Annotated in this window: 16 protein-coding genes; 6 read left to right on the top strand and 10 right to left on the bottom strand. The window is 68.7% G+C overall.

Annotation, left to right across the window (positions count from 1 at the left end; translation table 11 throughout):
• Positions 1 to 2 precede the first annotated feature (2 nt).
• The 8 genes from CFB45_RS10065 to CFB45_RS10100 all read right to left on the bottom strand — a co-directional run bounded on the left by CFB45_RS10065 (position 3) and on the right by CFB45_RS10100 (position 8,010).
• Positions 3 to 365 (bottom strand): DUF3022 domain-containing protein, encoded by a 363-nt coding sequence (locus tag CFB45_RS10065; RefSeq protein ID WP_047850836.1) that lies wholly within the window; start codon positions 363 to 365, stop codon positions 3 to 5.
• Positions 366 to 378: 13 nt separating this feature from the next.
• Positions 379 to 1,170, bottom strand: a complete 792-nt coding sequence (locus CFB45_RS10070) for a YhfC family intramembrane metalloprotease (RefSeq protein WP_089425502.1) — start codon at positions 1,168 to 1,170, stop codon at positions 379 to 381.
• Between the two features lie 54 nt (positions 1,171 to 1,224).
• Complete coding sequence (locus tag CFB45_RS10075) at positions 1,225 to 2,268, bottom strand: LacI family DNA-binding transcriptional regulator (RefSeq protein ID WP_089425503.1); 1,044 nt, start codon at positions 2,266 to 2,268, stop codon at positions 1,225 to 1,227.
• Positions 2,269 to 2,657: 389 nt separating this feature from the next.
• Complete coding sequence (locus CFB45_RS10080; RefSeq protein ID WP_089425927.1) at positions 2,658 to 3,623, bottom strand: NAD(P)-dependent oxidoreductase; 966 nt, start codon at positions 3,621 to 3,623, stop codon at positions 2,658 to 2,660.
• Positions 3,624 to 3,628: 5 nt separating this feature from the next.
• Entirely contained in the window at positions 3,629 to 4,909 is a 1,281-nt protein-coding gene (locus tag CFB45_RS10085) for an MFS transporter (RefSeq protein WP_039357927.1), read from the bottom strand.
• 261 nt (positions 4,910 to 5,170) lie between these two features.
• Positions 5,171 to 6,163, bottom strand: coding sequence for a sugar kinase (locus tag CFB45_RS10090; RefSeq protein WP_089425928.1), 993 nt, complete (start codon positions 6,161 to 6,163; stop codon positions 5,171 to 5,173).
• A gap of 28 nt (positions 6,164 to 6,191) precedes the next feature.
• The gene (locus CFB45_RS10095) at positions 6,192 to 6,956 is read right to left on the bottom strand and encodes a TIM barrel protein (RefSeq protein WP_089425504.1); all 765 of its coding nucleotides are present in this window, start codon (positions 6,954 to 6,956) and stop codon (positions 6,192 to 6,194) included.
• 160 nt (positions 6,957 to 7,116) lie between these two features.
• Complete coding sequence (locus CFB45_RS10100; RefSeq protein ID WP_089425505.1) at positions 7,117 to 8,010, bottom strand: LysR family transcriptional regulator; 894 nt, start codon at positions 8,008 to 8,010, stop codon at positions 7,117 to 7,119.
• Between the two features lie 112 nt (positions 8,011 to 8,122).
• On the opposite strand from CFB45_RS10100, the gene CFB45_RS10105 reads away from it, so the two are divergent.
• Together CFB45_RS10105 and CFB45_RS10115 are read left to right on the top strand one after the other, a co-directional pair.
• Positions 8,123 to 9,190, top strand: coding sequence for a YeiH family protein (locus CFB45_RS10105; RefSeq protein ID WP_089425506.1), 1,068 nt, complete (start codon positions 8,123 to 8,125; stop codon positions 9,188 to 9,190).
• 103 nt (positions 9,191 to 9,293) lie between these two features.
• On the top strand, positions 9,294 to 11,027 hold the full coding sequence (locus CFB45_RS10115) for a ClcB-like voltage-gated chloride channel protein (RefSeq protein WP_218828874.1): 1,734 nt from the start codon (positions 9,294 to 9,296) through the stop codon (positions 11,025 to 11,027).
• Between the two features lie 54 nt (positions 11,028 to 11,081).
• Here the strand turns inward: CFB45_RS10115 and CFB45_RS10120 are convergent, their stop codons facing one another.
• The gene (locus CFB45_RS10120; protein ID WP_089425509.1) at positions 11,082 to 11,702 is read right to left on the bottom strand and encodes a TetR/AcrR family transcriptional regulator; all 621 of its coding nucleotides are present in this window, start codon (positions 11,700 to 11,702) and stop codon (positions 11,082 to 11,084) included.
• Between the two features lie 186 nt (positions 11,703 to 11,888).
• Here CFB45_RS10120 and CFB45_RS10125 point away from each other — a divergent pair, with 186 nt between their 5' ends.
• The 4 genes from CFB45_RS10125 to CFB45_RS10140 all read left to right on the top strand — a co-directional run bounded on the left by CFB45_RS10125 (position 11,889) and on the right by CFB45_RS10140 (position 18,865).
• The gene (locus tag CFB45_RS10125) at positions 11,889 to 12,998 is read left to right on the top strand and encodes an efflux RND transporter periplasmic adaptor subunit (protein WP_089425510.1); all 1,110 of its coding nucleotides are present in this window, start codon (positions 11,889 to 11,891) and stop codon (positions 12,996 to 12,998) included.
• Positions 12,995 to 16,141: an efflux RND transporter permease subunit gene (locus CFB45_RS10130; protein ID WP_089425511.1), complete on the top strand. Its 3,147-nt coding sequence runs from the start codon at positions 12,995 to 12,997 to the stop codon at positions 16,139 to 16,141. The genes CFB45_RS10125 and CFB45_RS10130 overlap by 4 nt, the downstream gene beginning before the upstream one ends.
• 2 nt (positions 16,142 to 16,143) lie before the next feature.
• Positions 16,144 to 17,718 carry an efflux transporter outer membrane subunit gene (locus CFB45_RS10135; RefSeq protein ID WP_089425512.1) on the top strand — a complete coding sequence of 525 codons (1,575 nt, stop codon included), beginning with the start codon at positions 16,144 to 16,146 and terminating at the stop codon, positions 17,716 to 17,718.
• Positions 17,719 to 17,836: 118 nt separating this feature from the next.
• Positions 17,837 to 18,865, top strand: coding sequence for a MerR family transcriptional regulator (locus CFB45_RS10140; RefSeq protein WP_089425513.1), 1,029 nt, complete (start codon positions 17,837 to 17,839; stop codon positions 18,863 to 18,865).
• A gap of 140 nt (positions 18,866 to 19,005) precedes the next feature.
• On the opposite strand, the gene CFB45_RS10145 is transcribed toward CFB45_RS10140, so the two are convergent.
• Positions 19,006 to 19,230 (bottom strand): helix-turn-helix domain-containing protein, encoded by a 225-nt coding sequence (locus CFB45_RS10145; protein ID WP_027787308.1) that lies wholly within the window; start codon positions 19,228 to 19,230, stop codon positions 19,006 to 19,008.
• Positions 19,231 to 19,232: the final 2 nt, after the last annotated feature.

Raw genomic sequence — 19,232 nt, forward strand, 5'->3', positions numbered from 1 at the left:
GGTCACGCAAAGTCTTCGTCGAGTACGAGTTCCGCGTCGCGCTCGACGGCCTCGCCGGCCGCGTGACGCTCCTCGAGCGATCCGAGCATCGCTTCCGTATACGCATGCAGCACCGCATGGCTGCGCGCCCGCTGCATCGGCTTGAGCGCCAGGTAGCGCGCGAGCGCGGCCGGCACGATGCGGATATCGAGCGTCATCCGCTTCGGCGCCGAGCCGAAACGCATCGCGAGCCACTGCACGGACAGGAACCGCCCGCGTGCGTCGCTGCTTTCGGCGAAACGCGTCTGCTCCGGAAAGAGATCGCAGATCACGCGTGCGAGCGCGTCGAATTCCGCGCTCTGGCATTCGATCAGATAGTCATCCATCCCGTCTCTCCCGTCAGGCTGCCGCTTGCGACGGCCGGCATGCCTTCACCAGCACGACGACCAGGATCGCGGCGAGCACGAAATACGCGGCCTCGACCCCGCCGGCCGGCAGCACGCGCACCTGGTACAGCAACGCCGGCGCGGCCGCGAGCGCATGCAGCACGATCGCGAGCGGCAACACGCCCGCGCGGCCGGCGCGCACGCCACGCCAGACCAGCACCGACAGTGCAAGCTGCAGCACGAATGCCGTGCAGCGTTCGAGCAGCAACAGCAGCATCGACTGCGCCGACAGCGTCGCAAGCATCACGTGCAGGCGCACGACGGTATCGCCCGGCAGGTCGGCGAGTTGTGCTTCGAGCTGGCCGCGGCTCGCGAGCCACGCGAGATACGACCACTGGCCCCACACGAGTACGCCGACGAACCATGCTTCGGCGCCACCGTGACCGATCCCGTAGCCGATTCCGCGACTGTCGCCGGCCGACGACGGGCCATAGCGGCGATTCAGGAAACGCATCCCGAGATAGCGGCCGACTTCCTCGAACACGGCGGTCGCGAGCGCGCTGTACGCGACGAACGCGAGCGGCTGCGTGAGCCAGCCATCCGGCGGCGTCTGGCTCAGCACGAGCCCGTGGAACGCGCGTTCGAGGATCATCGCGAACAGCGTGAAGACGGCCACGCCGACGATCGTGTCGCGGCGGTTCAACGCCAGCGGCTTGCGCAGGATGCGGTAGAGGACGAGCGGCAGGAGCGCGATGATCAGCGTGGCGGCGATCAGCACCGCCAGCGTGACGGGAGCGACAGTCATGTATTTCCTTGTTCGGGGCAGCGCACCTGACGCGCTGCGTGCCCCGAATGATACTCAGCTTGCGGTCGACGCGCGCGCAACCAGCTCGCCCGGCAACAGCGAGACGCGTACGTCACCCGCCGCGCCGTCGATCCGCTCGTGCACGAATTCGACGGCCTTGTAGCCGATTTCGTAGGTCGGCTGGCGGATCGTCGTGATCCCGATCAGCTCGGCCCATTCCGGATCGTCGATCGACAGCAGCGCCGCCCGCTGCTGCCATGCGGTGCCGAAACGCGCGCGCAGGTGGCGCGCGATCGCGAGTGCGACCGGCGCGTTCGCGGCGAACAGCGCCGCGCGCACGCCGCGCCGTGCCGCGTCGTCGATGCGGGCATCGATGTCGGCCAGCGCCGCCGTGACCGCGTCGGGTTCGTTCAGGTCGAGCACGACCGTCGACGGCACCGTCAGCCCGCGCGCCGCCAGTGCCGTGCGGAACGCGGCCTCGCGCAGGCGCCGCGAGCTGACGCGCTCGAACGGCTGCACGACGAAATGGATCGCGTCGAAACCGTGTTCGACCAGGTGCGCGAGGGCCGTCTCGATCGCGTCGGCGTTGTCGAGGCCGATCAGGTCGGCCTCGAAGCCTTCGACCGTGCGGTCGACGAGCACGGCCGGGATGCCGGCGCCGCGCAGCGGGCGCAGCACGTCCTCGTCGGCGCCGAGCGCATTGACGATCAGCCCTTCGACGCGGTAGGTCGTGAGCAGCTGCAGGAAGCGGCGCTCCATCTCGACTTCATTCGCCGCGTGGCAGATCAGCGGCATGTAGCCGAGCGCGTGGCATGCGGCCTCGACGCCCTGCAGCACTTCGACGGTATAGGGATTGGTCAGGTCGGCCGCGAGCATGCCGAGCAAGCGGTTGCGGCCGCGCTTGAGCCCGCGCGCCATCTGGTTCGGCCGGTAGTTGAGCCGCGCGATCGCCGCTTCGATCCGCTGGCGCAGATCGGTGGACAGCACGTGCGTCTCGCCGTTCAGGTAGCGCGACACACTGGTCTTGCCCGTGCCGGCCTCGCGCGCGACGTCGCTGATCGTCGCCGGACGCGTCGTGATTGGTTGCGAATCGGTCACTGTCGTGCCTCGCGACGTACGATCCGCGCCGCTTCGTGAGCAGACGGACCTTTGTTGTTGGAAACGTAAGCCACCCGGTGGAATCTCCCTGTCGGTCAGCGTTAGCGCTTTAGCGCTTACGCTGGTCCCATGCTTCGCGGTCGATCAGCGTCTGCCCTTCAGCACCGGCGCGTCGGCACCCGCCCCGGTCACCTGCAACAGCAGTCGGCCGCACCGGACTGGCGCGGATACCCGTCGCGGGACGCCGCCGGCAGCATTGCCGGGCCGTCGATGCGACGCGCGGGGATCATAACGCAGCCAGCCCTCCAGCACCAAGACCGTCGACTCTAACGAAGCCGGCGCCCCGCTGGCCGGAGGTCGGCCGGGGGGCGCCCCGCTACCGCCGCGGCTCAAGCGCGCGCGAGCGCATCCGGATTGACGAGATTCGTGCGCAGCGTGCCGGCCAGCGCGCCGACCAGGTTTTCCGCGGCGCAACGCGCCATCGCGTGGCGCGTCTCGTGCGTCGCCGAGCCGATATGCGGCAGCGCGACGACGTTCTTCATCTGCAGCAGCGGCGAATCCGCCGCCAGCGGCTCCTTCTCGAACACGTCGAGCCCCGCGCCGCGGATCGTGCCCGCGCGCAGCGCATCGATCAGCGCGGCTTCGTCGACCACCGGCCCGCGCGACGCGTTGATCAGGATCGCACCGCGCTTCATCTTCGCGAATTCGGCCGCACCGATCAGGTGGTGCGTTTCCGGCGACAGCGGCACCTGCAGGCACACGAAATCCGATTGCGCGAGCAGTTCGTCGAGCGTCACGCGCCGCGCGCCGTACTGCGTCTCGGCTTCCGCGTGCGCGGAGCGGTTCGCGTACAGCACCTGCATCCGGAAGCCGAGCGCCGCGCGGCGCGCGACCGCGCCGCCGATCCGCCCGAGCCCGACGATGCCGAGCGTCTTGCCCTGCACGTCGGTGCCGTACAGGTCGGGGCCGATGCTGTGATGCCAGTGGCCGGCCTTCACCCACTCGGCCAGCTCGACCACGCGTCGCGCGGACGCGAGGATCAGCGAGAACACCGTATCGGCGGTCGACTCGGTCAGCACGTCCGGCGTATGCGCGAGCACGATCCCGCGCCGCGTGAGATCCGCGACGTCGAAGTTGTCGTAGCCCACCGAGATCGTCGACCACGCCTTCAGCCGCGGCGCGCGGTCGAGCATCTGCGGCGTGACCTTCAGGCTCGCGCCGATCGCGCCGTCCGCGTCGCCGAGCGCATCGGCAAGGGCGGCGGCGCCGTCGGCCTGCACGACGTCCGCATGCTCGCGCAGGTACGCGAGGACGTCATCGGGCAGCGGCTTGTACGCGACGATACGGGGCTTCATCGGATTCATTTTCCTTGCAGCGGCGTCGCGAGCGGATGCGCATCGCGCGCCTGGGGTTTGACGGACAGCGTGAGGATCACCGCGGCGACGAGCGCGGCGCTCATGAACGCATACGACGCGACGGGCGAGCCGGTCGCCCCGTTCAGGTAGCCGACGAAGTACGAGCCCACGAACGAGCCGAGCGCGCCCATGCTGTTGATCAGCGCCATGGCGCCGCCGGCGACGTTCTTCGGCAGCAGTTCCGGCACGATCGCGAAGAACGGGCCGTACGGCGCGTACATCGCGGCGCCGGCCACGACCAGCAGCGCATACGAGATCCAGAAGTGCGACGAGCCGAGTGCGTACGATGCGGCGAACGCAGCCGCGCCGATCAGCAGGAACGGCCACACGAAACCGCGGCGGGAGCCGACCTTGTCGGACGCCCACGATGCGGCAATCATCGCGATCGTCGCGGCGAGATACGGCAGCGCCGACAACCAGCCGGTCGCGACCATCCCGAGGTCGGAGCCGTTCTTGACGATCGACGGCAGCCACAGCACGAAGCCGTACACGCCGATGCTCCAGCAGAAATACTGTGCGCACAGCTTGATCACGGCCGGCGAGCGGAATGCTTCGCCGTAGTTGCGCACGGGCTTGATCGCTGCCTGCTCGGCCGCGAGTGCGGCGTCGAGGTCACGCTTTTCCTGCGCGTTGAGCCACGGCGAATCGGCCGGCTTGTCCTGCACGAGGAACCACCAGCACACGGCCCAGAGCACAGCCGGCACGCCTTCGGCGATGAACATGTGGCGCCAGCCGAATTCGTGCACGAGATAGCCCGACACGATCGACATCCACAGCACCGTGACCGGGTTGCCGAGGATCAGGAACGTGTTCGCGCGCGAGCGTTCGTTCTTCGTGAACCAGTTGCTGATGTAGATCAGCATCGCCGGCATCACGGCCGCCTCGACGACGCCGAGCACGAAGCGGATCGCCATCAGCGACGGGATGTTGCTGACCACGCCCGTGAGCGCCGCGCACGCGCCCCACAGGATGAGGCTGACGAACACGAGCTTCTTCACGCTGCGGCGTTCCGCGTAGATCGCGCCGGGAATCTGGAAGAAGAAGTAGCCGAGGAAGAACAGCGCGCCGATCAGCGACGACAGGCCCTTGCTGATCCCGAGGTCCTGGTTGATGCCGGCCGCGGCCGCGAACCCGTAGTTCGCGCGGTCGAGGTAGGCGAGGCTGTACGTGATGAAGACGATCGGCATGATCGTCCACCAGCGGCGGGCAGCGAGAGAGTTGGCCATCAGAATGTCTCCTGTGTCGGCCGGAGTTAGCGCTTTAGCGCTTACTCCGGCCCCATGCTTCGCGGTCGATCAGAGTTAGCGCTTTAGCGCTTACGCTGATCCCATGCTTCGCGGTCGGCCGGAGTTAGCGCTTTAGCGCTTATTCCGGCCCCATGCTTCGCGGTCGATCAGCGTTAGCGCTTTAGCGCTTACGCTGATCCCGTACCATGCCGTGCGCATGCACGACGAAATGAGTCCGCGGATTGTGCCGTGTCCGGCCTCTCATTGCGCGGTGAAGGTTTCCTCTAGGCGATCAGCGCCATTGCTGACGTTTTCGAATCGATCGAGCGCGGCGCGGGTCGGCAGTCCTTCCGAGTCGCCGATCACCTGGATCGCGAGCGCACCGATCCGGTTGCCGCGCGCCACCGCGTGCTCGATCGTCCTGCCCTCCAGCAACGCGCTGACCACGCCGACTGCGAAGCCGTCGCCGGCGCCGACCGTATCGACGACGTTCTGCACGCGCTCGCCCACCACGGTTCCGTCGCGGCCGTCGGCCGTCCGGTAGTACGCACCTTCCGCACCGAGCTTGATCACGACACCGCGCGCGCCCTGTGCAAGATAGAAGCCCGCGATGTCGGCCGGCGTGTCGTGCCCGGTCAGTTGCCGCCCTTCGGCGATGCCCGGCAGCACCCAGTCCGCGAGCGACGCGAGCGCGTTCAGCGTCTTCGCCATCACGTCGGCCGACGGCCACAGCGTCGGGCGCAGGTTCGGGTCGAACGAGATCGTCTTGCCGGCCGCGCGCATTTCGCGCGCGAGCTTGAACGCGAGTTCGCACGACGTCGCGGAGATCGCCGGCGCGACGCCCGTCAGGTGCAGGTGGCGCGCGCCGAGCACGTAGTCGGCCACGTAGTCGTCGCACGACAGGTGGCTCGCGGCCGAGCCCTTGCGGAAATATTCGACAGTCGGGTCGCTGCCGTCGTCGTTGCGCGACTTGAGCTGGAAACCGGTCGGGTAACGCGGATCGACGGTCACGCACGACGCGTCGATGCCCTCGCGCGCCAGCGTGTCGAGCACGTAGCCGCCGAACGAATCGCGGCCGACACGGCTCATCCAGCCGACCCGGAAGCCGAGCCGCGACAGGCCGATCGCGACGTTCAGGTCGGCGCCCGCGACCCGCTTCGTGAACTGCGTCGCATGCGCGAGATGGCCGGGCTCGGTCGCGACGAACATCGCCATCGCTTCGCCGTAGGTCACGACATCGAGTGCTGCTTTCATGAATGTACTCTCCAGGATCGTTCCGCCGTCACGCCGTGGCGAGCCACGCAACGCGCCGGCATGCATCGCCCGCCAGGTCGGACGCGTCGAACGGGAACTCGATGCCGCGCGGCGCGTGCTGCGGCAGCACCGCGAGCACGCCGGTCACGAGCGGATCGTTCGGGGCCGGCGCGGTGGCGAAGCGGCGCGCGCCCTCGCCCGCGACTGCCTTGCAGTGAATGTATTCCACATGCGGCGCGAGCACTTGCGCGCAATCAAGCGGCGCTTCGCCCGGCCACTGCCAGTTGCCGATGTCGAAGGTCATCCCGAGCGCATCGGGCACGCCCGCCGCGGCCAGTGCGTCGAACAGCCCGCGGAACTGCGCAAGCGCGCCGCCGACCGGAAGCTGGCCGTTCTCGACCACCACGCGGGCCCGCGCGCCGCGCGACAGCGCGACGATCTCGGCTGCGTGCGCATCGCCGGCGAAGCCGCCGAGCTGGAATTTCACGAAGCGCGCGCCGAGCGCGTCGGCTTCGACGAGCGCGCTGCGCAATGCGTCCGCATCGAGCGCGCCCGTTTCCGTGTACAGGTTGGCCGGCGTCGAGAACACCGACCACAGTCCGTGGCCGGCCAGTTGCGCGCCGAGCGCGGCCAGCGCGCCAGGCGCGGCCGCCTCTTCCGACGCGAACAGTTCACGCCGCACCTCGAAGCCGGTCGCGCCGGCTGCCGCCGCGGTCGCGATGAATGCGCTGTGGCCCTCCTGACGCACGCGGTCCATCCCGAATGCGCTCGCCACGATCACGATGTCTGTCATGTTGCCCTTTTTCACCGGAATGGAACCGGTTCCATTTGCTTGAGACGGATGGTGCGCTTCGCTCCGGGCCCACGCCATAGAGGAAATCCCTAAGACGGTGCACGGCGCGAACGCGCGCCCGACGGCGCGCAACGCACGTTCCCGGGCCGGGTTCGTTCGCTCAGGCGCTGTCGTGCGCGAGGCTCATTTCGAGGAATTGGGCGGCGACCCGCGACGGCGCACCGCCGTGCGGCACGAGGATGGAAAAGTGACGGATGAGCGGCTTGGGCGCGAGCGAGCGCAGGACGAGCGCGGCATCGTCGTGACGCAGCGACATCGCCGATACGAACCCGACGCCCATCCCGGCCCGCACGGCTTCCTTCACGGCCTCGACGCCCGCGATCTCGAACGCGACGCGCATCGGCGCCGCGCCTTGCGCGAACGCGCGCTCGACGAGTTGCCGCACGGCGGAACCCGCCTCGCGCAGCACGAGCGGGTGGGCGGCCAGCGCGTCGAGCGTGACCCCCGACGCGTATTCGGGCGCCGCCAGCGGATGACCGGTCGGCACGATCGCCACGATCTCGTCCTCGCGCCACGCGTGCACCGCGGTGCCAGGCGGCAGTGCCTCGCCGGGCGGCCCTTCGATCATCGCGATATCGAGCGACGGCAGCGCCGCGACCACGTCGGCCGTGTTGCCGCTCATCGTCTGGATCGCCACGCGCGGCGCGCGCGGCTGGAACGCCGCGATCAGGTACGGCAACAGGTAACTCGCGGGCGTCGTGCTCGCGCCGATGCGCAGCGTGCCGGCCTCGAGGCCGCGTACCGCGTCACGAAACGCCCGCGCCTGCGCGAAGGTGTCGCGCTGCGCCTTCGCGTACTGCGCGAGCTGCTCGCCGACCGGGGTCAGGCGGATGCCGCGGCCTTCGCGCTGGTACAGCGGCTCGCCGAATTCATCCTGCAGCAGCCGCAACTGGCCCGACACGGCCGGCTGCGACAGATGCAGCGCCACGGCGGCGTGGCTGATGTTCAGGTGCTCGGCGACGGCGGCGAACGTTATCAGTTGATCCGGGGTCATGGGGATAAATTATCGGCTTTCCGGATAGTTTATGTCACAAATCACAATTTTTCATATCGATATAACGAAATTAGGATTACAGCATCGCCACACGCTCCATCACGGTGCTTCCATGTCCACTGCTCCGACTCCCCATCTCAGCCCCGCCGCGCCGTCGATGCGCGGCCAGTTGAACGGCGTGCTGTTCGTCGCGCTGTTCGCCGCCGCCGTCACGAGCCTGTCCCAGCTTCCCGCGATCGCGGGGCTCGGCCTGTCGCCGCTGATCGTCGGCATCGTCGCAGGCGCGTTGTACGGCAACGCGCTGCGCGACGGCATGCCGGCCAGCTGGGCGGCCGGCGTCAATTTCTCCGCGCGCAAGCTGCTGCGCATCGCGGTCGCGTTCTTCGGGTTGCGCGTGAGCCTGCAGGAAATCGCGCAGGTCGGGCTGCCGGGCCTGACGGTGTCGGTGCTGGTCGTCGTCAGCACGCTCGTGATCGGCACCTGGGCCGGCATGAAGATCATGAAGCTCGACCGCGATTCCGCGCTGCTGACCGCCGCCGGCAGCGCGATCTGCGGCGCGGCCGCCGTGCTCGCGTTCGAATCGACGCTGCAGTCGAAGCCGCACCAGAGCGCGATGGCCGTGGGCAGCGTCGTGCTGTTCGGCACGCTGTCGATGTTCCTGTACCCGATCGCGTATCACGCCGGGCTGCTGAACCTCGATCCGGCCGGCCTCGGCCTGTTCTTCGGCGGCACGATCCACGAGGTCGCGCAGGTGGTCGGCGCGGCGAGTGACATCAGCCCGCAGGTCGCGCACATCGCGACGATCGTCAAGATGACCCGCGTGATGCTGCTGGTGCCGGTGCTGCTGGTGCTCGGCGGGTGGCTGGCCCGCTCGGCACGCGCCACTGCCGGCGGCGCGCACGGCAAGCGGAAGGTGGCCGTGCCCTGGTTCGCACTCGGCTTCCTCGGCTTCGTGATCGTCAACTCGCTGAACGTGCTGCCCGCCGACGTCACGCACACGCTGAACGTGCTCGACACCTTCGCGCTGACGATGGCCATGACCGCGCTCGGCATCGAAACCCGCGTCGCGCAGATCCGCGCAGCCGGCCCCCGGGCACTGATGACCGGCCTGATCCTGTATGTGTGGCTGATCGCCGGCGGCTACGGGATCACCTGGGCCGTGCAGCACTGGCTTGGCTGAGTTGCCCGCCCGTGACACTTCGCACGCCGCGCCCGACGGGAAGGTCCCGCGGGCGCGGCGCAGTGCTATGCTTCGCGTCGTTTTCCATCGCCCTCTTTCAGCCGTGCTCTCGTTCCTGCTGAAGCTGCGCACTCGCGCCCAAACGCTGTTCCGCCTGTCGGACGCCCATACGATGCTGATCTGGTCGGCCATCGTCGGCGTCGGCGGCGCCTTTGCCACGATGGCGTTCCGCGAAGGCATCGACCTGATGCAGCACCTGATCTCCGGGCAAAGCGGCAGCTTCGTGCAGATGGCCAAGCGCCTGCCGTGGTACGTGCGGTTCTGGATGCCGGCCGCGGGCGGCTTCCTCGCCGGCTGCGTGCTGCTGCTCGCGACCCGCGGCGCCAAGCAGGCCGCCAAGACCGACTACATGGAATCGGTCGCGCTCGGCAACGGCATCGTGCCGGTCCGCCAGAGCCTGTGGCGCAGCGTGTCGTCGCTGCTGACGATCGGCAGCGGCGGCTCGATCGGCCGCGAAGGCCCGATGGTGCAGCTCGCGGCGCTCGCCGCGTCGCTGGTCGGCCGCTTCGTGCACTTCGACCCGCCGCGCCTGCGCCTGCTGGTCGCCTGCGGGGCGGCAGCCGGCATCACGTCCGCGTACAACGCGCCGATCGCCGGCGCCTTCTTCGTGTCGGAGATCGTGCTCGGCGGCATCGCCATGGAAAGTCTCGGGCCGATGATCGTCTCGTCGGTCGTCGCGAACATCGTGATGCGCGAATTCGCCGGCTACCGGCCGCCGTACGAGATGCCGGTGTTTCCGGCCGTCACCGGCCCCGAAGTGCTGCTGTTCGTCGTGCTCGGCGCGCTGTGCGGCGTGCTCGCGCCGCAGTTCCTGCACCTGCTCGATGCGTCGAAGAACCGGTTCAAGCGGCTGCCCGTGCCGCTGCCCGTGCGGCTCGCGCTCGGCGGCCTCGTCGTCGGCGTGATCTCGGTCTGGGTGCCGGACGTGTGGGGCAACGGCTACAGCGTGGTGAACCTCATCCTCCATTCGCCGTGGACCTGGCAGGCACTCGTCGCGGTGCTCGTGTTCAAGGTGATCGCGACCTCCGCCACCGTCGGCTCCGGCGCGATCGGCGGGGTGTTCACGCCGACGCTGTTCGTCGGCGCGGTGTTCGGCTCGCTGTTCGGACTCGCGATGCAAGCCGTGTGGCCCGGCCACACGTCGGCGTACTTCGCATACGCGATCGTCGGGATGGGCGCGTTCCTGACGGGCGCCACGCAGGCGCCGCTGATGGCGATCCTGATGATCTTCGAGATGACGCTCAGCTACCAGGTCGTGCTGCCGCTGCTGGTGTCCTGCGTGTTCGCGTACTTCGTCGCGCGCGCGACCGGCACGACGTCGATGTACGAGATCACGCTGCACCACCACCAGGATGCCGAGGAACGCAGCCGGATCCGCACCACGCAGATGCGCGAGCTGATCCAGCCCGCGCAGACGGTCGTGCCGCTCACCGCGAGCGTCGCCGACATGACGCGCGTGTTCCTCGAATATCCGGTGAAGTATCTGTACGTGACCGACGACGCCGGGCGCTTTCGCGGCGCGGTCGCGCTGAAGGACATCACGTCGGACCTGCTCGACAAGCGCGACACGGCCGACAAGACGGCCGCGCACTATGTGCACACGCCGTTTCCGCTGCTCACGCCCGACATGCCGCTCGCCACCGCGCTCGAACGGTTCATGGCGTTCCAGGGCGAACGCCTGCCGGTGATCGAAAGCGAAGCCGAGCCGACGCTCGCCGGGGTCGTCTACAAGACGTCGCTGCTCGATGCGTACCGGCGGATGACCGGCGAGCGCTGACCGGGCGGTTCGTCGCCGGCAGCGTGACGAAGGCGGCCCGAGGCCGGAGCCCGCTCAGTCCGGCGCGCGCCCAAGCACCACGCGCGCGAAGAACCCCGCCAGCACCGACTCGGCCACCTCGGCCGACACGTGCTGCGGATCGGCCGAGTAGTACGACTGCACGCCGTCGCACAGGCACATCAGCCCGAACGCCAGCGTCTCCGCCGGCAGCAGCAGCGGCGTGCCCGCACGCTCGGAGAAGCGCCGGATGAACTCGGCCATCTGCAGGCGCTTGCCATGCAGGAACTGGTTGAACCGAACGCGGAATTTCGCGTCGCGCGCGGCCTGCAGCTTCGCCTCGCCCCACAGCAGCGAATACTCGTCGTCCTGAAACAGCGTCCGGTAATACGCGAGCGACATCGACTCCATCTGCTCGCGCGTGCCGCCCCCGTCGAAGATCGCCTGGAAGTCGGCCTGCACCTCCGCGTGATTGCGCTCCAGCAATGCCAGCAGCAGGTCGGACTTGCTGCGGAAATTCGAGTAGAACGCGCCGCGCGTATAGCCGGCCGCCGCCGCGATGTCCTCGACGCTCGCGGCGACAAAACCTTTCTTCAGAAAAATACGGTGCGCGGCAATCAGCAGACGTTCGCGCGTCTGGTCCCTGCTCTGCTCGCGAGTTAAGCGCTGTGGTTTCATGGCGCGCAGTCTAGCACCCTTTACCTTTCGGATTCATCTTTGCATTCAGATACAGGTGTGTATTAGAATTCGCCACAGTTTCTGAAAGATGGTGTCCGCACGCCCGTGCCGGCGCCGCTCGGGGCAAGCGCCCGCCGCGCTTGCCGGCTTCGTTCCGCTCTCGCTCTCACCTCATCTGGGGGTTTCGTGAATCGCTCCGGTTCCCGCGTCGCGCTGCTGGTCGGCGCCGCGCTCGTCGTCGCCGCCTGTCATCCGAAAGAATCCGCGCCGCCCGCCCCGCGCCCCGTCGTCGCGCTGCCCGCCCATGCCGACGACGCTGCCGTCGCCCGCACGCTCCCCGGCGAGATCCAGCCGCGCTACGCCACCCCGCTTTCGTTCCGCATCGCCGGCAAGATCATCGAGCGCAAGGTGCGCCTCGGCGATACGGTCAAGGTCGGCCAGGTCGTCGCGCTGCTCGATCCGTCCGACGTCGAGAAGAACGCCGCGAGCGCGCAGGCGCAACTCGATGCCGCGACGCACAGCCTCGCGTTCGCGAAGCAGCAGCTCGACCGCGATCGCGCGCAGGCGCGCGAAAACCTGATCGCGACCGCGCAGCTCGAGCAGACCGAGAACAGCTACACGTCGGCGCTCGCGCAGCGCGACCAGGCGCAGCAACAGCTCGCGCTCGCGAAGAACCAGCTCCGCTACGCGACGCTCGTCGCCGACCACGCGGGCTATATCACCGCCGAACAGGCCGACACCGGCCAGAACGTGTCGGCCGGCCAGGCCGTCTACCAGCTCGCGTGGTCCGGCGACGTCGACGTCGTCAGCGACGTGCCCGAGGCCGCGCTTGCATCGCTCACGCCGGGCCACGCGGCCACCGTCACGCTGCCGTCGCTGCCGGGCCGCCCGTTCGCCGCGAAGGTGCGCGAAATCGCACCGGCCGCCGATCCGCAAAGCCGCACGTATCGCGTGAAGCTCACGCTCGCCGCACCCGATCCGGCGATCCGGCTCGGGATGACGGCCAGCGTCGCGTTCGACGGCGCACCGGCCGCCGGCGACGCGCAGTCGATCACGCTGCCCGCGACCGCGCTGTTCCACGACGGCCAGCAGCCGGCCGTGTGGGTCGTGCGCACGAAGGACGACACGCTCGAGCTGCGCCGCGTCGACGTCGCGCGCTTCAACGAGCGCACGGTGACGGTGTCGCACGGGCTACAGCCCGGCGAACGCGTCGTGCTGCAGGGCGTGCACACGGTCAGCGCGGGCGAAAAGGTCCGCGCGATCGCGCCGCTGCATCCGGAGGACTTCGCATCGTGAGCGTTTCCTACGAAGAAGGCCGCTTCAACCTGTCGGCGTGGGCGCTGCGCCACCAGGCGCTGGTCGTCTACCTGATCGCGCTCGCGACGCTCGCGGGCATCCTTGCCTACACCCGCCTCGCGCAATCCGAAGACCCGCCGTTCACGTTCCGCGTGATGGTGATCCGCACGTTCTGGCCCGGCGCGACCGCGCGGCAGGTGCAGGAACAGGTCACCGACCGGATCGGCCGCAAGCTGCAGGAAACGCCGGCCATCGACTTCCTGCGCAGCTATTCGCGCCCCGGCGAATCGCTGATCTTCTTCACGATGAAGGATTCGGCGCCCGTGAAGGACGTGCCGGAAACCTGGTACCAGATCCGCAAAAAGGTCGGCGACATCGGCTATACGCTGCCGCCCGGCGTGCAGGGCCCGTTCTTCAACGACGAATTCGGCGACGTCTACACCAACATCTGGACGCTCGAAGGCGACGGCTTCACGCCGGCGCAGCTCCACGATTACGCCGACCAGCTGCGCACCGTGCTGCTGCGCGTGCCGGGTGTCGGCAAGGTCGACTATTTCGGCGACCCCGACCAGCGGATCTTCATCGAGGTCAACAACGCGCAGCTCACGCGCCTCGGCATCTCGCCGCAGCAGCTCGGGCAGGCGATCAACGCGCAAAACGACATCTCGTCGGCCGGCACGCTGACGACCAGCGACGACCGTGTGTTCGTGCGGCCGAGCGGCCAGTTCGACAACGTCGACGCGATCGCCGACACGCTGATCCGCATCAACGGCCGCACGTTCCGGCTCGGCGATCTCGCGACGGTGAAGCGCGGCTACGACGATCCGGCCGTCACGCAGATGCGCGCCGGCGGCAAGGCGGTGCTCGGCATCGGCGTCACGATGCAGCCGGGCGGCGACGTGATCCGGCTCGGCAAGGCGCTCGACGCCGAATCGAAGGACCTGCAGGCGCAACTGCCGGCCGGCCTCAAGCTGACGCTGGTATCGAGCATGCCGCATGCGGTCGCGCATTCGGTCGACGACTTCCTCGAAGCCGTCGCGGAAGCCGTCGCGATCGTGCTGGTGGTGAGCCTCGTGTCGCTCGGCCTGCGCACCGGGATGGTGGTCGTGATCTCGATTCCCGTGGTGCTCGCGGTCACCGCTCTCTTCATGTACCTGTTCGACATCGGGCTGCACAAGGTGTCGCTCGGCACGCTCGTGCTCGCGCTCGGGCTGCTCGTCGACGACGCGATCATCGCGGTCGAGATGATGGCCGTGAAGCTCGAACAGGGCTACACCCGCGCCCGCGCCGCCGCATTCGCCTATACGAGCACCGCGTTCCCGATGCTGACGGGCACGCTCGTCACCGTGTCGGGCTTCCTGCCGATCGCGCTCGCGAAATCGAGCACCGGCGAATACACGCGCTCGATCTTCGAGGTGTCTGCGATCGCACTGATCGCGTCGTGGTTCGCGGCGGTCGTGCTGATCCCGCTGCTCGGCTTCCACCTGCTGCCCGAGCGCAAGCGGCAAGCGCATGAAGCGCACCTGCCCGACGACCACGAGCACGACATCTACGACACGCGTTTCTACCGGCGTCTGCGCGGCTGGATCGACTGGTGCATCGAACGGCGCTTCGTCGTGCTGTTGATCACGGGCGCGCTGTTCGTCGTCGCGCTGATGGGCTTCACGCTCGTGCCGCAGCAGTTCTTCCCGAGCTCCGATCGCCCCGAGCTGCTGGTCGACCTGCGGCTGCCCGAAGGCGCGTCGTTCGCGGCGACGCTGCGCGAGACCGAACGGCTCGAGAAAGTGATCGACAAGCGCCCCGAGATCGATCATTCGGTGAACTTCGTCGGCAGCGGCGCGCCGCGCTTCTACCTGCCGCTCGACCAGCAGCTTCAGTTGCCGAACTTCGCGCAGTTCGTGATCACCGCGAAATCGGTGAAGGACCGCGAAAAGCTCGCGACCTGGCTCGAAACCACGTTGCGCGAGCAGTTCCCGGCCGTGCGCTCGCGGCTGTCGCGGCTCGAGAACGGCCCGCCGGTCGGCTATCCGGTGCAGTTCCGCGTGAGCGGCGACAGCATCGCGACGGTCCGCTCGATCGCGGAGAAGGTCGCGGCGACGATGCGCGGCGACGCACGCACCGTCAACGTGCAGTTCGACTGGGACGAGCCGGCCGAGCGCTCGGTGCGCTTCGAGATCGACCAGAAGAAGGCGCGCGAGCTGAACGTCACGTCGCAGGACGTGTCGAGCTTCCTCGCGATGACGCTGTCTGGCACGACCGTCACGCAGTACCGCGAGCGCGACAAGCTGATCGCGGTCGACCTGCGCGCGCCGCGGGCCGATCGTGTCGATCCGGGCAAGCTCGCCGGCCTCGCGCTGCCGACCCCGAACGGCCCCGTGCCGCTCGGCTCGCTCGGCCGCTTCAAGCCGACGCTCGAATACGGCGTCGTGTGGGAGCGCGACCGCCAGCCGACCATCACCGTGCAGTCGGACGTGCGCGCCGGCGCGCAGGGCATCGACGTCACCCATGCGGTCGACGCGAAGCTGAACACGTTGCGCGCGCAACTGCCGGTCGGCTATCAGATCAACATCGGCGGCTCGGTCGAAGAAAGCGCGAAGGCGCAGAAGTCGATCAATGCGCAGATGCCGCTGATGGCGATCGCCGTGTTCACGCTGCTGATGATCCAGCTGCAGAGCTTCTCGCGCGTGCTGATGGTCGTGCTGACCGCGCCGCTCGGGCTGATCGGCGTGGTCGCGACGCTGCTGCTGTTCGGCCAGCCGTTCGGCTTCGTCGCGATGCTCGGCGTGATCGCGATGTTCGGGATCATCATGCGCAACTCGGTGATCCTCGTCGACCAGATCGAGCAGGACATCGCGGTCGGCCACCGCCGCATCGACGCGATCATCGGCGCGACCGTGCGGCGCTTCCGCCCGATCACGCTGACGGCCGCGGCCGCCGTGCTCGCGCTGATCCCGCTGCTGCGCTCGAACTTCTTCGGGCCGATGGCGACCGCGCTGATGGGCGGCATAACGAGCGCGACCGTGCTGACGCTGTTCTACCTGCCCGCGCTGTATGCGACGTGGTTCCGCGTGAAGCACGACGAACGCGACCCGCATGACGGCCCGCCGCCTGGCGGCACGCCTGCCGCGCCGTCGGGAGTCTGACCATGGATCGATCGATGAACCTGAAAACACACGCCGTGCGGGCACTCGCGGTGGCGGGCCTCGCCGGCCCGCTCGCGGGCTGCGCCTGGTTCGCGCCGAGCGGCGAGCCGCCCGCGATGCCGTCGCCCGCGCACTATGGCGCCACGCCGCAAGTCCAGCAGACCGTGTCCGCGCAAGGCGTCACGCAGCAGTTCGAGGTCGGCGCGCAACCGGTGCCCGACTGGTGGAAACAGTACCGCTCCGACGCGCTGAACGCGCTCGTCGACGAAGGGCTGCGCAACAGCCCGACGTTGAGCGCGGCATCCCACTCGCTCGATGCCGCGCGCGAACAGTTGCGCGGGCAGATCGGCAGCTCGATGCTGCCGTCGATCGACGCGGGCGGCCAGGCCACGCGCCAGCGTGCGCTCGGCGTGCCGATTCCCGCGCTCGGCGCGCCAACGCTGCTGTACGACACGTTCGTCGGGCAGCTGCAGGCGAGCTACACGATCGACCTGTTCGGCGCGTCGCGTTTCGCGAACCGCGCGCTGGCGCGCCGCGTCGACGTCAGCGCGTTCCAGCTCGAATCCGCACGGCGCGCGCTGGCCGCGAACATCGTCACCGCGTCGATCACGGTGTCGGTGCTGAATGCGCAGATCAACACGACCGAGCGGCTGGTCGCGCTCGCCAACGACCAGGCGCACGATGCCGAACGCCGCTACGCGCTTGGTTCCACCTCGCGCAGCGACGCGCTGAACGCGCGGCAAAGCGCCGACACGTTCGCGGCGAGCCTGCCCGCGCTGCGCCAGCAGCGCGACTCGGCGCGCCATGCGCTCGCGGTGCTGGTCGGCCGCACGCCTGACCAGCCGCCGGCCGATCTCACGCTCGCCGACCTGCACCTGCCCGAGCAGGTGCCCGTCGTCGTGCCGTCGGACCTGCTGCAAAGCCGCCCGGACATCCAGGCGGCCGACGCGGGGCTGAAGGCGGCCGCGGCCGAAGTGGGCCTCGCGACCGCGCAGATGTTCCCGCAGCTGTCGCTGTCGGCCGCGATGGGCAAAGGCGGCTTCAGCTGGCCAACGATGCTGTCCGGCGCCGGCGCGATCTGGAACGTCGGCGCGTCGCTGAGCCAGCCGATCTTCCATGGCGGCGCGCTGCTCGCGCAGCGCCGCGCGGCGAAGGCGACCTACGAGGCCGCCGTCGACCAGTACAAGCAGGCCGTGCTCGGCGCATTCCAGAACGTCGCCGATTCGCTCGCCGCGCTCGAGCACGATGCGGAGGCGCTCGACGCGTCGTCCCGTGCCGCGCTGTCCGCGCGCGGCGCGTACGACGACGCGGCGGCCCGCGTGCGGCTCGGCGCGCTGCCGCCGTCGGCCGCGCGCGCCAGCGAGCTGCAGTATCGCAACGCACGGCTCGACGAGATCCGCGCGACCGGCGCGCGGTTCGCGGATACCGCGCGGCTTTACCAGGCGATGGGCACGCCGCCGGTCGACAAGACCGGCCAGTCCGGCAAGACCGACAAGGCGGCCGACGCGTCCGCCACCGGCCAGCAAGCGCGCGCCGCCGGCGCCGACATCCCGCCTTCGCCGCCTGCTCCACAATAAGCCGGCCCTGCCATCGGGTGCGCGGAATCCCGCCGCGTACCCGATTTCCGATCTTCCGCTTGACCCTCACGTAGCGTAACGTTCGAGACTCCAGTGTGCGACCCGAATGGAGGAACGAATGCGACTGAAAGTGGGAGAACTGGCGAAACGCAGCGGGCTGACCGTCCGCACGCTTCATCACTATCACGCGATCGGTCTGCTGACGCCTTCGGCGCGCGCCGACAACGGCTACCGGCTGTACGACCGCCACGACATCGCCCGGCTCCACCAGATCCAGGCGCTGCGTCGCTTCGGCCTGTCGCTCACCGAAATCGGCGACCACCTGAACCAGCCCGACACCCCGCTCGTCGAGCTCGTCGCGAAGCAGATCGCGCTGCTCGACCGTCAGCTCGCGCAGACCACGCAGCTGCGCGAGCGGCTCGTGAGCCTGCACGCGCAGCTTGCCGCGGGCACGGAGCCGGAGCTGGCTGATTGGCTCACCACACTGGAGTTGATGACCGTGTACGACAAATATTTTTCCGAGGAAGAACTCGCGCGCCTGCCGATGTACCAGAAAAGCCAGGCGGGCGACGCCGAATGGATCGCACTCGTCGACGAGGTGCGTGCGCTGCACGACGCGGGCGTGCCCGCCGAGGACGAACGCACCCGTGCGCTCGCCAGCCGCTGGATGGCGCTGCTCGTGCGCGACACGAACGGCGATCCACGGCTGCTGACGAAGCTGAACCTGATGCACGAACACGAACCGGCGATGCAGTCGAAGATCGGCATTTCGACCGCGCTGCGCGACTATGTGCTGCGCGCGTCGTCGGAAACCAAGATGCGGATCTTCGAGAAGTATCTCGCGCCGGACGAGATCCGCTTCATGCGGGCGCACTATGGTGAAAGCGCGATGGCATGGCCGCAACTGATGGGCGACGTGCGCGACGCGATCGATGCGGGCGCGAGGCCGGATTCACCGGAAGGCCGCGCGCTCGCGCAGCGCTGGCTCACGCTGTTCTGCAGCTATGCCGGCACCGATCCGGCCACGCATGCCAAATTCCGCCAGGCAATGATGAACGAGCCGTCACTGACGCGGGATTCGTGGATCGACGACACGTTGATCGGCTTCGTGCGGGACGCGATGGCGCAGCTTGCGCCTGCGCGATGAACACGTCGAGCGCGTTGAGCGCATGACGGTTCGGGCGGCTGGCGGATTGTCCGCGCGCCGCCCGCTTCACCCTTTGCAACCCGTGCGCAACGCGCGACCGGCAGCGCCCCGCCACCTCGGCACCTGGCAATTGCGGTGTGTCAGTCCGGCTCGCCGACGCCGTCATCGCTGAACGCGAGCAGGTCGCCGGGCTGGCAGTCGAGATAGCGGCAGATCGCCTCGAGCGTCGCGAAACGGATGCCCTTGACCTTCCCTTGCTTGAGCAGCGACAGATTCTGTTCGGTGATGCCGACGGCTGCCGCGAGATCCTTCGAGCGGACCTTGCGCGTCGCGAGCATCACATCGAGCTTGACCACGATCGACATGG

Source organism: Burkholderia sp. HI2500, from assembly GCF_002223055.1.
Classification (GTDB): domain Bacteria; phylum Pseudomonadota; class Gammaproteobacteria; order Burkholderiales; family Burkholderiaceae; genus Burkholderia.